At 56.1% G+C, this 14,583-nt stretch carries 12 protein-coding genes; 7 read left to right on the top strand and 5 right to left on the bottom strand.

All coding sequences use genetic code 11. From position 1 onward, the window contains the following. Nucleotide 1 precedes the first annotated feature (1 nt). On the bottom strand, nt 2-439 hold the full coding sequence (locus tag C1N64_RS12380) for a ribonuclease domain-containing protein (protein ID WP_006119088.1): 438 nt from the start codon (nt 437-439) through the stop codon (nt 2-4). Between the two features lie 90 nt (nt 440-529). After that, on the bottom strand, nt 530-877 hold the full coding sequence (locus tag C1N64_RS12375; RefSeq protein WP_006119087.1) for a helix-turn-helix domain-containing protein: 348 nt from the start codon (nt 875-877) through the stop codon (nt 530-532). A 359-nt stretch (nt 878-1,236) separates the two neighbouring features. Between C1N64_RS12375 and C1N64_RS12370 the strand changes: the two genes are divergently transcribed. Beyond that, entirely contained in the window at nt 1,237-2,349 is a 1,113-nt protein-coding gene (locus C1N64_RS12370) for an efflux RND transporter periplasmic adaptor subunit (protein ID WP_375096452.1), read from the top strand. A 12-nt stretch (nt 2,350-2,361) separates the two neighbouring features. Continuing rightward, nucleotides 2,362-5,517, top strand: coding sequence for a multidrug efflux RND transporter permease subunit OqxB (gene oqxB / locus C1N64_RS12365; RefSeq protein WP_394514836.1), 3,156 nt, complete (start codon nt 2,362-2,364; stop codon nt 5,515-5,517). A gap of 261 nt (nt 5,518-5,778) precedes the next feature. Here the strand turns inward: oqxB and C1N64_RS12360 are convergent, their stop codons facing one another. Next, nucleotides 5,779-6,273, bottom strand: coding sequence for an RrF2 family transcriptional regulator (locus C1N64_RS12360; RefSeq protein WP_006119082.1), 495 nt, complete (start codon nt 6,271-6,273; stop codon nt 5,779-5,781). A gap of 187 nt (nt 6,274-6,460) precedes the next feature. After that, nucleotides 6,461-7,645 carry an MFS transporter gene (locus C1N64_RS12355; protein ID WP_039340446.1) on the bottom strand — a complete coding sequence of 395 codons (1,185 nt, stop codon included), beginning with the start codon at nt 7,643-7,645 and terminating at the stop codon, nt 6,461-6,463. A gap of 507 nt (nt 7,646-8,152) precedes the next feature. On the opposite strand from C1N64_RS12355, the gene fetA reads away from it, so the two are divergent. The 4 genes from fetA (at nt 8,153) to tus (ending at nt 11,783) form a co-directional block, all read left to right on the top strand. Next, a complete protein-coding gene (gene fetA / locus C1N64_RS12350; RefSeq protein ID WP_367143061.1) occupies nt 8,153-8,830 on the top strand; it encodes an iron efflux ABC transporter ATP-binding subunit FetA in 678 nt (225 codons plus the stop codon). Further along, the gene (fetB, locus tag C1N64_RS12345) at nt 8,808-9,578 is read left to right on the top strand and encodes an iron efflux ABC transporter permease subunit FetB (protein ID WP_394514835.1); all 771 of its coding nucleotides are present in this window, start codon (nt 8,808-8,810) and stop codon (nt 9,576-9,578) included. The genes fetA and fetB overlap by 23 nt, the downstream gene beginning before the upstream one ends. Nucleotides 9,579-9,906: 328 nt before the next feature. After that, entirely contained in the window at nt 9,907-10,524 is a 618-nt protein-coding gene (locus C1N64_RS12340; RefSeq protein ID WP_162285673.1) for an undecaprenyl-diphosphatase, read from the top strand. 356 nt (nt 10,525-10,880) lie between these two features. Next, nucleotides 10,881-11,783, top strand: a complete 903-nt coding sequence (gene tus / locus C1N64_RS12335; protein ID WP_375096451.1) for a DNA replication terminus site-binding protein — start codon at nt 10,881-10,883, stop codon at nt 11,781-11,783. Between the two features lie 34 nt (nt 11,784-11,817). Here the strand turns inward: tus and fumC are convergent, their stop codons facing one another. After that, nucleotides 11,818-13,215, bottom strand: a complete 1,398-nt coding sequence (fumC, locus tag C1N64_RS12330) for a class II fumarate hydratase (RefSeq protein ID WP_006119076.1) — start codon at nt 13,213-13,215, stop codon at nt 11,818-11,820. Nucleotides 13,216-13,406: 191 nt separating this feature from the next. On the opposite strand from fumC, the gene manA reads away from it, so the two are divergent. Continuing rightward, entirely contained in the window at nt 13,407-14,582 is a 1,176-nt protein-coding gene (gene manA, locus C1N64_RS12325) for a mannose-6-phosphate isomerase (protein ID WP_039340451.1), read from the top strand. Nucleotide 14,583 lies beyond the last annotated feature (1 nt).

The raw sequence follows: 14,583 nt of genomic DNA, 5'->3' as shown, positions 1-14,583 counted from the left end.
GTTACTGCACCGGCTTAAAACTGCGATAGTGGTCAGTGGAAAGAAACACCAGCCCGTCTGACGAATATACCAGGCGATCCGCCTCACGATGGCCACAGCGGTAGTTCACATCCGCCTCATACCACTGCCGATCGGAACGTTCAGGTAGCTTTCTTTCGCGGTTGGAAAAGCGATCGCCGCCAATCGCCCGACCCGGCAGCACGTCACACAGATTGCCCTTCGCAGGATTCCAGCCCAGACGGCGGGCCTGCTTCTTTGTGATGTAGTAATCGGGCAACTGCTGATGCTGTAGCACCCAGCGGGCGACGGTTCGCACATCCGTTAAGGCGGCGATGTCTGCGGCAGAGGTTTTGGCAGGTGCAGACGTCAGATAGGGTCGCAGACCTATCCAGGAGAGGATAAGGATAAGGACTAATCCTAACCACAGTTTTTTTGACATGATGACATCCCTGGAAAACAGGATGCAGATAATAGCAGTTTTCTCAGCGGATAAAACAGCGCGGGCCAGATGACCTGGCCCTGGCGGGGTTTACTGCATTGCAGCCTGCGACGGCACACTGTGACGGCGCCACGCACCCGGAGCAACACCATACTGACGCTTGAAGCTGCGGTTGAACGACTGCTGCGAGTCAAAGCCCAGCGAAATGGCTACGTTCAGGATAGGTTCGTTGGTGCTGGTCAGGCGATCCGCTGATTTTTTTAATTTTTTCATACGGATATATTCACCCAGTGGATAGCCTGTGTGCTCTTTAAACATCCGTTGCAGGTGCCATTTTGAGTAGCCCGCGCGCTCAGAAACCGTATCGAGATCGAGGCGTGCTTCAATATTGTTGTCAATCCAGTTAATCAGATCGTGAATAAAAGCGTTACTCATCATTTGTCTTCTCCGGTCGCGACAGCGAACAGTATTAGTATCAGTTGCAGTTACACTTAAAGCGTGACTGACAATGCCATTTAATGCAAGTTTAATTAATACATTAAATGCCGCACATTTTATGGGGACTTACCTCATGCCCTGTCAGGCTGGATTCTGGCCGATAAATCATCGCTCATCAGACCGCACATAAAGTGTATCAGTTATTCTTGCAGTTCTCAGACACACAAGCCTACACTCCTCGCGATAAATTGCAACCATAGAAGTTGCAAATATTGGCCTGCGGGCTTTACTTCACTGTTCATCGCGGAATCACAACAATGATAAGCAACTGGGTTCGTCAGGGAGTTACCCTGCTGGGGATGGGACTGGTCATCAGTCAGTTAAGTGGATGTGACACGGGTCAGGCGAACAGCGCCCCGCCGCCGCCGCCCGAGGTGAGTGCGGCTGTGGTGGTGACAAAACCGGTCAGTCAGTGGGACAGCTTTAATGGCCGCATAGAAACGGTTGAAAGCGTCCAACTGCGTCCACGGGTTTCAGGCTACATCACCACGGTTAATTACCATGAAGGGGATGAGGTGAAAAAGGGTCAGGTCCTGTTCACCATTGACGACCGTAGCTACCGCACCGCACTGGATCAGGCGAGAGCCTCGCTGGCGCGTGCGCGGAGTCAGGCCAGCCTGACCCGCAGTGAATCGGCGCGCACAGAAAAACTGCTCGGTACTCAGGCGGTATCACGTGAGATGTGGGAGCAGCGACGCGCCAGCGCCAGCCAGGCGCAGGCCGATGTGCAGGCCGCCGAGTCGGCTGTGGCCATGGCCCAACTGAATCTGGATTTTACCCGCGTCACGGCGCCCATTGACGGCCGCGCTAGCCGGGCCATGATCACCGCAGGAAACCTGGTAACCGCCGGGGACAGCGCCAGCGTTCTGACGACGCTGGTCTCGCAAGACAAGATGGTGGTCTATTTCGACGTCGATGAAACTACCTTCCTGCACTACCAGGCCATGGCGCGTCAGGGCCAGCAACGTCATGCCCTGCCCGTCGAGGTTGCGCTGGCAGGCGAACAGGGTTACCCGCACCGGGGTAACGTCGACTTCCTGGATAACCAACTCAACGCCAGCACCGGCACCATTCGCATGCGTGCGCAGCTGGATAACCATCAGCGTATCTTTACGCCTGGCCTCTTTGCGCGCGTTCGCCTGCCGGGTCGTGCAACCTTCAACGCCCTGTTAATTGACGATAAAGCCGTGCTGACCGACCAGGATCGCAAATATGTTTATATCGTTGATGCTCAGGGGAAAGCGCAGCGCCGCAACATTAAGCCTGGTGCCATGGCTGACGGACTGCGTATCGTCGAGGCCGGTTTGCAGGCGGGCGACCGGGTCATCGTTGCCGGACTGCAAAAAGTGTTTATGCCCGGAATGCCGGTGACGGCCAAAACTGTCGATATGGCCGCTACCGCCGCTCAATAACCCGAGGTTGATATGGATTTTTCCCGCTTTTTTATTGATCGGCCAATCTTTGCCGCCGTGCTGTCGGTATTGATTTTCATGACCGGCCTGATCGCCATACCGTTATTGCCCATCAGTGAGTATCCCGACGTGGTGCCGCCGAGCGTGCAGGTGCGCGCCGAATACCCCGGCGCGAACCCAAAGGTCATTGCCGATTCCGTGGCGACCCCGCTGGAAGAAGCGATTAACGGCGTCGAAAACATGATGTATATGAAGTCCGTCGCCGGTTCGGATGGCGTGCTGGTGACCACCGTGACGTTTCGTCCCGGCACCGATCCGGACCAGGCGCAGGTTCAGGTACAAAACCGTGTCGCTCAGGCGGAAGCGCGACTGCCTGAAGACGTGCGCCGGCTGGGCATTACGACGCAAAAAATGTCCCCTACGCTGACCTTAGTGGTACATCTGTTTTCGCCGGGCAGTACCTATGATTCTCTTTACCTGCGTAATTACGCCACGCTGAAAGTGAAAGACGAACTGGCCCGCCTGCCAGGCGTCGGGCAGATCCAGATCTTTGGTGCAGGCGAATATGCCATGCGCGTCTGGCTGGATCCCAACAAGGTGGCCGCACGCGGCCTGACCGCCGCCGAAGTCGTCAGCGCAATGCAGGAGCAGAACGTGCAGGTTTCTGCCGGGCAGCTTGGTGCGGAACCGCTGAAAAAGCAGAGCGATTTTCTGCTGTCGATCAACATGCAGGGCCGGCTCGAAAATGAGCAGCAGTTCGGCGATATCATTTTAAAAACCGCTGAGGACGGCTCGCTGGTGCGGCTGCGCGATGTGGCACGCATCGAAATGGGTGCGGGCAGCTATGCGTTGCGTTCGCAGCTGAACAATAAAGATGCCGTCGGCATTGGTATTTTTCAGGCCCCCGGGGCCAACGCGATCGATCTTTCCAATGCGGTGCGAGCCAAAATGGATGAGCTGGCCACCCGCTTTCCTGACGATGTGAAATGGGCAGCGCCCTACGATCCCACTGTGTTTGTGCGCGACTCCATCAAGGCCGTGGTCCAGACTCTGCTGGAGGCAGTCTTTCTGGTCGTGCTGGTGGTGATTCTGTTCCTGCAAACCTGGCGGGCCTCGATCATTCCCCTGCTGGCGGTCCCTGTTTCCGTGGTGGGCACGTTCAGCGTGCTTTACCTGCTCGGTTTCTCGCTTAACACCCTGAGCCTGTTCGGTCTGGTGCTGGCCATCGGTATCGTGGTGGATGATGCCATCGTGGTGGTGGAAAACGTTGAGCGCAATATTGAAATGGGTCTGTCACCCAAAGCGGCGGCGCATCAGGCCATGCGCGAAGTATCGGGGCCGATTATCGCTATCGCGCTCGTGCTCTGTGCCGTGTTTGTGCCGATGGCGTTTCTGTCGGGCGTCACCGGTCAGTTTTACAAGCAGTTTGCCACCACCATTGCCATTTCGACCGTCATCTCTGCCATCAACTCGCTGACCTTATCGCCTGCGCTGGCAGCAATGTTGCTGAAGGATCACCAGGCCGCCAAAGACAGGCCCACGCGCCTGATCGACTGGCTGTTTGGCTGGATTTTCCGCCCGTTCAACCGTTTCTTTCACCGCACGGCCCATGGCTACGAGTCGATGGTAGCGAAAACCCTGCGGCGGCGCGGCGCGGTGTTTGGCGTGTATCTGGTGTTACTGGCGGGCGCCGGCTGGATGTTCCATGCCGTACCGGGCGGATTTATCCCCACGCAGGATAAGCTTTACCTGATTGGCGGCGTGAAAATGCCAGAAGGATCGTCGCTGGCGCGCACGGATGAGGTCATCCGGCAGATGAGTGAAATCGGTCTGCAAACGGAAGGCGTGGCCTATGCGGTTGCCTTTCCGGGCCTGAATGCGCTGCAGTTTACCAATACGCCGAACAGCGGCACGGTGTTTTTCGGTCTGAAACCTTTCAGTGAACGTAAGCGCACGGCGGCGGAGATTAACGCGGACATTAATGCAAAAATCGCCCGTATCCAGCAGGGGTTTGGCTTCTCCATTATGCCGCCACCGATTCTGGGTCTGGGCCAGGGTTCGGGCTATTCGCTTTATGTACAGGATCGGGCCGGATTGGGCTATGGCGCACTGCAAACCGCGATTAATACACTCTCCGGCGCGGTAATGCAGACGCCGGGCATGCACTTCCCCATCTCGTCTTATCAGGCCAACGTACCGCAACTGGATGTGCAGGTTGACCGTGATAAGGCCAAGGCACAGGGTGTGGCGCTGACGGATTTGTTCAGTACGCTGCAAACTTATCTGGGGTCATCCTATGTTAATGACTTTAACCGCTTTGGCCGGACCTGGCGGGTGATGGCACAGGCAGATGGCGAATTTCGTGACAGCGTGGAGGACATTGCCAACCTGCGTACCCGCAACGATCGTGGCGAGATGGTGCCCATCGGCAGCATGGTGCATATCACCACCACTTACGGGCCCGATCCGGTTATTCGTTACAACGGCTATCCGGCGGCGGACCTGATCGGTGATGCGGACCCCCGGGTACTGTCCTCCGCCCAGGCGATGCGCCAGCTTGAGGCGATGTCCGGCCAGCTGTTGCCGAACGGCATGAACATCGAATGGACCGACCTCAGCTACCAGCAGGCGACGCAGGGCAATACCGCGCTGATTGTTTTCCCGGTGGCGGTGTTACTGGCCTTCCTGGTGCTGGCCGCGCTGTATGAGAGCTGGACGTTACCGCTGGCGGTGATTCTGATTGTGCCGGTTACCATGCTGTCGGCCCTGCTGGGCGTGTGGTTAACAGGCGGAGACAACAACGTCTTTGTGCAGGTCGGTCTGGTGGTGCTGATGGGCCTGGCCTGTAAGAACGCCATTCTGATTGTGGAGTTTGCGCGCGAACTGGAGATGCAGGGTAAAGGGATTGTCGACGCCGCGCTTGAGGCCTGTCGGTTACGTCTGCGCCCTATCGTGATGACCTCTATCGCCTTTATCGCCGGAACTATTCCGTTGATTCTGGGGGAAGGCGCAGGCGCGGAAGTCCGCGGCGTGACGGGCGTCACGGTGTTCTCCGGTATGTTAGGGGTGACGCTGTTTGGCCTGTTTTTAACGCCGGTGTTTTATGTGGCGCTGCGTAAGCTGGTGACGCGTAACGCCGCGCGCCCGGTTACGGAACACACGCAGTAATGCGTGTGCCCCGACGATCCTGCGGACGTCGGGGCACTGCCTCTCAACGTCAGTATATACAACGCCCGACCCGTGCCCTGGCGGAGCCGGTTAGCGTTTATTTTATTTAAAAGGCGTTGTGCGCGCGCGGACGGAATTACTGAGTACGGGCGTTCGTCAGAGACAGGCAGAGAGGACGTGACGGTGAAAGCTGCCGATGATGAATGCAACACCCTTGCACGTGATGGTCGTCAGTTTACATAAGACGTAAAAAAAGCCGCATCAGCGGCTTTTTTTGCAGTCGGTATCCGGTTCCGTCACCTCAGGCTCAGGCACGGCGGTGCAGTTGCTGGTGTCGTGGGTTTTCAGCTCATTTAACGCGTCGGCGACGGTGCGCTTCGCGAGTACCGCCAGTGATGCCTGCTCGGCTTCCTCGGCAATCGATTTAAAATACCAGCACAGGTTGGCGCTGACCAGGCAACGCGGTGCCACATCCGGGCGAGCCGCCCAGAGTTTTTTATCATCTGTCACAGAGACATAAATATCACGCAGCGTGATTTCGGCTGCGGGTCTGCCCAAATGAATGGAACCCGTACGACCCAGAGTGGACACGATAATGCCATCACGGGTTAATGGCACCATTAACTTACGTATAAAGCTCGGGTTTGCTTCAAGCCCGTAAGCGAGAATCGCGCTGGTAGAGCGTTTTCCCATTTGCTCCGCCACCGCCACACTCAGAACCATTTGCAAAGCTGTCGGGAAGCGATAATCAAGCATCTTTGTATCCTGAATTGCGGTGCATTCTTGTTGTTATATAGCCGCCTAAGTGAACCAACAAACAGGGATGAATATAACAAACACTGTCACTTTTTAGAAGCAACCCACCCGCCACAAGGCACATATTCCCCACCCGGAAGCCCGCGACCGCACAAGGTGCTTATTTGCCCAGCGGTAGCGGACAGCATTAGCGCACAGATGGCGCTGGCGCTGGAAGCCGCTTTTTCAGTGCCACCACCAGCAGCAAGTTAATTACTGCCAGTGTGCACAGTAACCACAGCGTGGCTTTGGGCCCCAACGTCGCAAACACATAGCCCACGCCTAACGGCGTTACCGCCTGCCCCATTAACGCCGGACGCGCCATCCGGCCTGCCAGTACCGCGTACGCTTCAGGTTTTACCATCATCAGCGGCAAAGTGCCGCGCACAATGGCGCGTAAGCCGTTTCCCGCACCGTAAAAGATCATACTTAACAGGGCCAGTTGCGGAAACAGCGCCAGCAACAACAACCCCAGCGCCACCAGCCCCACCGAAAAAAAAGTGGTCCAGATGGGATGGCCCCCTTTAAAAGCCATATCAATGAGACGGGATGCCACCTGGCACGGCCCCAGCAGCGTACTGATTGCCAGCGCCGCCGCCATGCTGTAACCACTGGCCTGCAACAGGGTGATAAGCTGCACCGAAATGGCCGTCATAATCACCGAGGCCAGCGTGAAAATGGCGCACAACAGGTAAAACAAGACTGCGGGCAAATCCGGCGCTGTGCCGGGTGCGCTTTTACGTTTGACGGGTGAGATAAGATGGCCTTTGGGCAAAGCATAAAAATAGGCCGGTAAGACGCTGACCAGCAACAGCGCGGCGATGGCGAAACACGCGCCCCGCCAGTTCAGCCAGTGAATAAGCAGCGCGGTGGCAGGCCAGACCACGCTGGTACAAAAACCGGAAATCAGGGTTATGCCGGTAATGGCGCTGCGTGCCTGCCCACCATAGCGGGTGCCCAGCGTCGCAAACAGCGCATCATACAGCCCCATCGCCATGCCGATGCCGATGATGACCCAGGCCAGTAAAAACACCGGTAAGTGATGGCTGAATCCCATAAGGGTAAGCCCTGCCGCCATCACGATGCCATTGAGTGCCAGCATCAGGCGACCGCCCGTGCGTGCAATAAGGTGGCCACAGCGCGGAGCGAGCAACCCAGACACTAAAATGCCCAGCGATAACGCGCCGTAAACCCACTGTTGCGACCATCCGGTTTCTGCTACAACAGGCGCGGCCATGACCGCCATCAGATAAAACGAACCGCCCCAGGAGAGGATCTGAACCAGGCCCAGCGTGACAATTTGCGTGACACCCGGCTTTTTAATCACGTCCATGTTGAGGATCCGTTAGCAAACAAAGTGTTTTTATAACATGTTCAGCTAAAAGGAAAAATGCCGCCGTTGGCTTTACCGCTTTTTTACGCCCCCCAACGGTCCGGTTACCAACGCGCCCCAGCGGGATTTCTTCTCCCTGTGGTGGTAGAGCACACGCAGCTAAGGCGATAAGGACATTCAAAATGTGCTGTTGCCCTGCCGCACAGTTAATCGCCCGGCAGGATGTGAAAAAATCAGCAACCAAAATGAAAAAGGCATGTCCCGCTCAGGCCTGAGCCGAAGCGGGACGCGCGGCGTGATGTCGTTGCCCGTCTGAACCGGCTTATGCGTTCCGTTAGCACCGGTGGTGAATTCGGCTATTCTGACTCATGACCTGACAGGACACGGCATAAACAGGAAGATGCCAGGCCGGGCTGGAAAGCCACGCAAGGAGTAAAAGGCTGAATGCACCGCCTTTTTTCAGATATCGACGAACCGGACTTATTAACCCCTATCCAGGAAGCAACGATGACCCCTTCTCTGCCCCTGCTCGATGCGCAGGATGTCACCTTTTCACACGGCGGCAGACAGCTATTGCAGCCGGTCTCTTTACAGCTGTCGCCGGGCGACGTTGTCGTGCTCACCGGTGCCTCCGGCAGTGGCAAAAGTACCTTCCTGAAGATCCTTGCCTCTCTGTTAACGCCAACGACCGGAGAGATCCGCTTTCAGGGCCGCGATATCGCCACGCTCAGGGCCGAGGAATACCGTCAGCAGGTATCGTACTGTTTTCAGACGCCACAGCTTTTCGGTCAGACGGTTTATGACAACCTTGCCCTGCCCTGGCAACTTCGCCGCCAGACGCCGCCACAGGCAAAACTTAAGGCGGCGCTGGAGAGCGTTAATCTCTCGCCGGATATGCTGAATGCTGCGATTGAGCCCCTCTCTGGCGGCGAAAAGCAGCGTATTGGGCTGCTGCGCCATCTGCAGTTTGTGCCGGCCGTGCTGTTACTTGACGAAGTGACCAGCGCGCTTGATGAAGAAAACAGCCTGACGGTACAGTCGCTGATCAGGCGGCTTGTCGCAGAACACCCGATGGCCGTCGTCTGGATAAGTCACGATGTTAACGACATACAGCAGGCAGAGCATGTGCTTCGCCTCACGTCACCTGATAGGGAGAAGATGAATGCATCAGACAACAATAAGTGACAACTCGCTACTGCTGTCGCTGGTTCTGGTCCTGATGGCGTTGCTTATCAGCCAGAAAGAGAAGCTTGGCATGAGCAAAGATATTTTGTGGAGCGTCAGCCGCGCGATCGTTCAACTGGCCATCGTAGGCTATGTCCTCAAGTCGGTCTTCGATGTGAATAACGGCGGGCTGACCGTGCTGATGGTGCTGTTTATCTGCGTCAATGCGGCGCTTAATGCCCGTAAGCGCAGCCGTAACATTGATAATGCCTTTGTGATTTCGTTCGTTGCGATCGCGAGTGGCACCGCCATTACGCTGACCATTCTGGTCATGAGCGGTGCAATCGCCTTTCTGCCTATGCAGGTCATTCCGGTTTCCGGCATGATTGCCGGCAATGCCATGGTTGCTGTGGGGCTGTGTTACAGCAACCTGAACCAGCGCTTCAGCGACAATGCCCAAAAAATTCAGGAGATGCTGAGCCTTGGCGCGCCGGTCAAACTGGCCTCGCAGCGAATCCTTGCCGACAGCATTCGCGCCGCGATGATCCCCACCGTTGATGCCGCCAAAACTGTTGGTCTGGTGAGTTTACCCGGCATGATGTCCGGGCTGATCTTTGCGGGTGTTGACCCGTTTAAGGCGATTAAATACCAGATTATGGTTACGTTTATGCTGCTTGGCACAGCCAGTTTATCGACCATCATCGCCGTCTATTTGTCGTATCGTCGTTTTTTCACGGCCCGATCGCAGTTGAAAGTCTTAGCGAAGTGATGTTTCAGGCACCACGTCACGTTACCGATGCGGTGTGTTCTTCATTCATGGGTGGGGTTAACGGTCAGGCACTGACTGAACGAGATCCCCCCTGTTTGTGAGGGAGAAAATGCGCGTTGCCGCTGACATATCATGCCCGCCTGAGGATACCCTGCGCTTACCGCTGTGGTGTTTATGGCAGCCGCAAGGCGGGCCTCTTTCTTGAGAACGTGTTTCCACTCATTCAGCCGGCTGAACAGATGAACGCGGCGAATGACGATTAAGGTTTTATTAATCTTGCGCGGGGAAAATGGCCCTTGTCCTCTCTTACCACAGAGCCCACGCGCTGATGAATACTTTGCTGGAAACCTATAATCAGGATCTGTTCCTTACCATTAATGCCCTTCCCGGCACGCCCGGCTGGCTCATCGATTTTGCGACATTCAGCGCAGAGTATCTGATCTTTCTGCTGCCGCTTATGCTGCTGATTTACTGGTTTACAGGTGGGCGCGCAGAACGCGAAACCGCCCTGTTTGCCATCGTAACGGCCATCACAGGGCTGACACTGAATTTTCTCTGTTCAGCATTCTATTTTCATCCGCGCCCTTTTATGATTCGGCTGGGTCATCTGTGGATCGATCACGCTGCGGATACGTCATTTCCCAGCGACCACGGCACGCTGTTTTTCAGTATCACGCTGGCATTATGGGCCAGGGGTAACTGGGGCTCCGGTGGCATTCTCACGCTCGTCTCACTGCTGGTTGCCTGGTCACGCATCTTTCTCGGGGTTCACTTCCCACTGGATATGGCAGGCGCGCTCGGTGTAGCGGCCGTAGCCGTGATCATCGTAACCCTGTTCTGGCGCAAAAAAGGCGAAACGCTGCTGTCATGTTGCGAAGCCGTATCAATATGTTTATTCAGCCTGCTCCCGGAACGGATTTATCAGTTGTTCAGCCGACATTCGTAATCCTGCGCCGCTTAACCCCGGTGCCTGAAGGCGGCGAGAGCGCCCGCCAGGCACCGAATAACCTTTTTTGGTTTTGTCACCGTCGGTGACCAGCCGCTTCCCGCCGATTCTGTCTACGCTGGTGACGATGGTAATGCACCCTGTCCCGCGTGGAGCTGTCACTCGCTTTTTTCTGGTGGGCCTCATCGCACCCTGTGCTATCTTCGCCCTGCTTATGACACAGACCGCACCGTTTCAGAAAGCCTGTTTAGTATGTTGTAACTATAAAGACGTTTGCAGCAGCGCGATCTTTCTGCCACATTGCGCATGTTGTAACTACAGGAGAGACTGCGGTGCGTTATGATTTAGTCACAGATATGCAGCAGTGCGTCAAGGATCTCGAAGAAGCCCTGGGAGCATTACGGCAGCAGATTGAGGCGCAGCCGCTGTTAATCGCCCGGGTCTTCAGTCTGCCCCCGATTGAAAAAGGGCATGAACACGATGCGATTACTCAGATTGCCGTGGAGCAGCACCTGGGCACAGAGGCGCGGGAGCGGGCGCTCAACCACTATTGCCGTCTGTTCATACAGCACCAGTCAGAAAAGCTCAGTACTAAAGCCGCCGTGCGCCTGCCGGGTGCGCTCTGCATCGAATGCAGCGAGCAGGACGCGCAGCAGCTTACCGCGTTTATCAACAGCATCAACCAGCTGAAAGCCCGTCTTGAGCACATGATCACCGTGGAGTCCGGTCTGCCTTCCGAAGCCCGGTTCGAATTTGTGCATCAGCATTTGCGCGGCTTAATTACCCTGAATGCTTACCGGACCATCACCGCCCTTCCCGCGCCAGAGAGTGTGCGCTTTGGCTGGGCAAACAAGCAGGTCATTAAGAACGTTAAACGGGACGAGATCATCGCCCAACTGGAAAAGAGTCTGAAGGCTGGCCGTGCCCAGGCTCCCTGGACACGCGAGCAGTGGGCGGAAAAAGTGCAGCAGGAACTGGCGGATGTACGCGCCCTGCCCGCATCCGCGCGCCTGAAGATTAAACGTCCGGTGAAAGTGCAGCCGGTTGCGCGCATCTGGCGTGCGGAAGAGAAAAAGCAAACGCAGCTTGCCTGCCCGTCACCGATTCTTGTGCTGTGCCGGGATCGCACCCAGGTGCCAAAGTTAGGTGAGCTGCTGAATTACGATGCGGAGGCAATTACGCATCGCTATAAACCCGCCGCAGAACCCCTGCATTTGCTGATCCCACGGCTGCATCTCTGGGTGGACTGCCCGGTGTGATATCAGGGCCTGTGCAGGCCCTGACAGACCTCACTTACGACTTCATGCTGCCTACCATGTCTTCCGGACGCACCCAGGCATCAAACTCCGCTTCCGTCAGATAGCCCAGCTTCAGCGCCGAAGCTTTCAGCGTTAAGCCTTGTTTATGGGCCTGTTTGGCAATTTCAGCGGCCTTGTCATAACCGATGTGCGTATTCAGCGCGGTGACCAGCATCAGCGACTCGTTGAGCAACTGATCAATACGCTCACGCACCGGTTCGATACCGACAGCGCAGTGGTGATTGAAACTGTCCATCCCATCCGCCAGTAAACGAACGGACTGCAGGAAGTTATGGATAATCATCGGACGATAAACGTTCAGTTCGAAGTTGCCTGATGCGCCCCCCATGTTAATCGCCACGTCATTACCCATGACCTGACAGCACAACATTGTCATCGCTTCACACTGGGTGGGGTTAACCTTGCCCGGCATGATGGAGCTGCCGGGTTCGTTTTCCGGGATAGCAATTTCGCCGATACCACAGCGCGGACCGGATGACAGCCAGCGGACATCATTAGCAATCTTCATCAGTGAAGCCGCCAGGCCTTTCAGCGCACCGTGTGCATGCACCAGCGCGTCGCAGGTGGCCAGGGCTTCAAACTTATTAGGGGCGGTCACAAACGGCTGCTCTGTCAGTTCCGCCAGGGCTTTGGCCACACGTACAGCATATTCAGGATGGGTATTCAGGCCAGTTCCCACCGCGGTGCCGCCCAGCGCCAGCTCGGCCAGATGCGGAATGCTCTGCTCAATATGTTTAAGGTTGTGCTCCAGCATGGCGACCCAGCCGGAGATCTCCTGACCAAGCGTGAGCGGCGTGGCGTCCTGCAGATGGGTACGGCCAATTTTAACGATGTCTTTAAAGGCGTCAGATTTGGCACGCAGGGTTTGCTTCAGGACGTTCAGTTGGGGAATCAGGTGCTCACGTACCGCAATGACCGCCGCAACGTGCATCGCCGTCGGGAAGACATCGTTTGAACTCTGGCTTTTATTAACGTCATCGTTGGGATGCACCAGGCGGGACATGCCGCGCTCACCGCCTAACAGCTCACTCGCACGGTTGGCCAACACTTCATTCATGTTCATGTTGGTCTGGGTGCCGGAGCCGGTCTGCCAGATCGCCAGCGGGAATTCATCACTGTGTTTATCCGCCAGCACTTCATCAGCGGCCTGAATAATCGCCTCCGCCCGCTCCGCAGGCAGTAAGCCTAAATCCCGGTTAACGCTGGCGGCCGCGCGTTTGGTCATCGCCAGCGCGTGCACCAGCGCCACCGGCATCTTCTCTGTTGAGATACGGAAATGCTCCAGGGAGCGCTGTGTCTGTGCGCCCCAAAGTTTATCAGCCGGTACATCAATTGGCCCCATTGAATCTTTTTCAACGCGATTGGCTGCCATGACTTTCTCCTTTCACCGTTTTAAATAAACCCTTCGTTCACGCGCGGGTGTTCGGTACGCATGAAGCAGATAAACTCATACAAATTTTTAACATCATCCGAGCTTAGCATCCTTCTTGCGCTGGATATGTATTTTCCATGTCAGTTTCTGCTTTAATAAGCGCAATATTCCCATGCCAGAAAGGCAGTGAAATGAAAAAGATGAGTAATGCGGTGCAATATTATGCCTGGGGGAGCAAGACGGCATTAACCTCCCTGTATGGCATCGCCAATCCTGAAGACTTACCGATGGCGGAACTGTGGATGGGGGCACATCCCAAAAGCCCGTCCGCCGTTGACGTTGAGGGGCAATCCCGCTCGTTACGCGATGTCATCGCGGCCCATCCGTCGCAGATGCTGGGCGACGCCGTGGCGAAACGCTTTGGCGAACTGCCCTTTTTATTTAAAGTGCTGTGTGCCGATCAGCCGCTCTCAATTCAGGTGCACCCCAGCAAATCCGCCGCCGAAGAGGGGTTTGCGCGTGAAAATGCCGCCTCTGTACCGCTCAGTTCGCCTGAGCGTAACTATAAAGATGCCAACCATAAACCGGAGCTGGTGTACGCCTTAACGCCGTTTAAAGCCATCAATGGGTTTCGCGAGCGCAACGAGATGGTGACACTGCTCACCCCAGTGGCGGACGCGCATCCAGAGATCGCGCATTTCCTGCGCCAGCCCAGCCCCGACAACCTGGCGCAACTGTTTTCAACCCTGCTGTCGCTTCAACAGGACGAAAAAGCGCAGGCGTTAACCGTACTGAAAAACGTCGTCAGTCAGCAGACAGGCGAACCCTGGCAAACCATTCATGAGATTGCGGAATACTATCCGGATGACAGCGGGTTATTCTCGCCGCTGCTGCTCAATGTGATTACTCTGCAGCCCGGACAGGCGATGTTCCTGTTTGCGGAAACGCCGCATGCTTATCTGCATGGCGTGGCGCTGGAGGTCATGGCCAACTCCGATAACGTTTTGCGCGCTGGCCTGACGCCAAAATATATTGATATTCCGGAACTGATGGCCAACCTCAAATTTGACGAAAAGCCGGCCAGCCAGCTTCTTACACAACCGGAGATACAGCAGGATGGCGAGTATTTTCCCATTCCGGTAGACGACTTTGCTTTCTCCATTCATACGGTGAATGCGCAGCCGCTTACCCTGCATCAGGAAAGCGCGGCACTGCTGTTTTGTATTGAAGGTGAGGCCACCGTCACCAATCGCCAGCAGCAACTGGTGCTAAAACCCGGCGAGTCCTGTTTCGTGGCCGCCGCCGATGCGCCAGTGTCACTCACCGGCCAGGGTCGGGTGGCGCGCGTGTATAACACGTTTAACTGAG

The sequence above is a fragment of the Pantoea sp. SGAir0215 genome (genome assembly GCF_043543215.1).
The sequence above is the reverse complement of the archived record's forward strand: the minus strand, read 5'-3'. Positions and strand labels throughout refer to the sequence as shown.

Coding starts and splice junctions, on each gene's coding strand:
- C1N64_RS12380 (WP_006119088.1), bottom strand. CDS start 439: ATGTCAAAAAAACTGTGGTTAGGATTAGTCCTTATCCTTATCCTCTCC.
- C1N64_RS12375 (WP_006119087.1), bottom strand. CDS start 877: ATGATGAGTAACGCTTTTATTCACGATCTGATTAACTGGATTGACAAC.
- C1N64_RS12370 (WP_375096452.1), top strand. CDS start 1,237: ATGGGACTGGTCATCAGTCAGTTAAGTGGATGTGACACGGGTCAGGCG.
- oqxB (WP_394514836.1), top strand. CDS start 2,362: ATGGATTTTTCCCGCTTTTTTATTGATCGGCCAATCTTTGCCGCCGTG.
- C1N64_RS12360 (WP_006119082.1), bottom strand. CDS start 6,273: ATGCTTGATTATCGCTTCCCGACAGCTTTGCAAATGGTTCTGAGTGTG.
- C1N64_RS12355 (WP_039340446.1), bottom strand. CDS start 7,645: ATGGACGTGATTAAAAAGCCGGGTGTCACGCAAATTGTCACGCTGGGC.
- fetA (WP_367143061.1), top strand. CDS start 8,153: ATGACCCCTTCTCTGCCCCTGCTCGATGCGCAGGATGTCACCTTTTCA.
- fetB (WP_394514835.1), top strand. CDS start 8,808: ATGCATCAGACAACAATAAGTGACAACTCGCTACTGCTGTCGCTGGTT.
- C1N64_RS12340 (WP_162285673.1), top strand. CDS start 9,907: ATGAATACTTTGCTGGAAACCTATAATCAGGATCTGTTCCTTACCATT.
- tus (WP_375096451.1), top strand. CDS start 10,881: ATGCAGCAGTGCGTCAAGGATCTCGAAGAAGCCCTGGGAGCATTACGG.
- fumC (WP_006119076.1), bottom strand. CDS start 13,215: ATGGCAGCCAATCGCGTTGAAAAAGATTCAATGGGGCCAATTGATGTA.
- manA (WP_039340451.1), top strand. CDS start 13,407: ATGAAAAAGATGAGTAATGCGGTGCAATATTATGCCTGGGGGAGCAAG.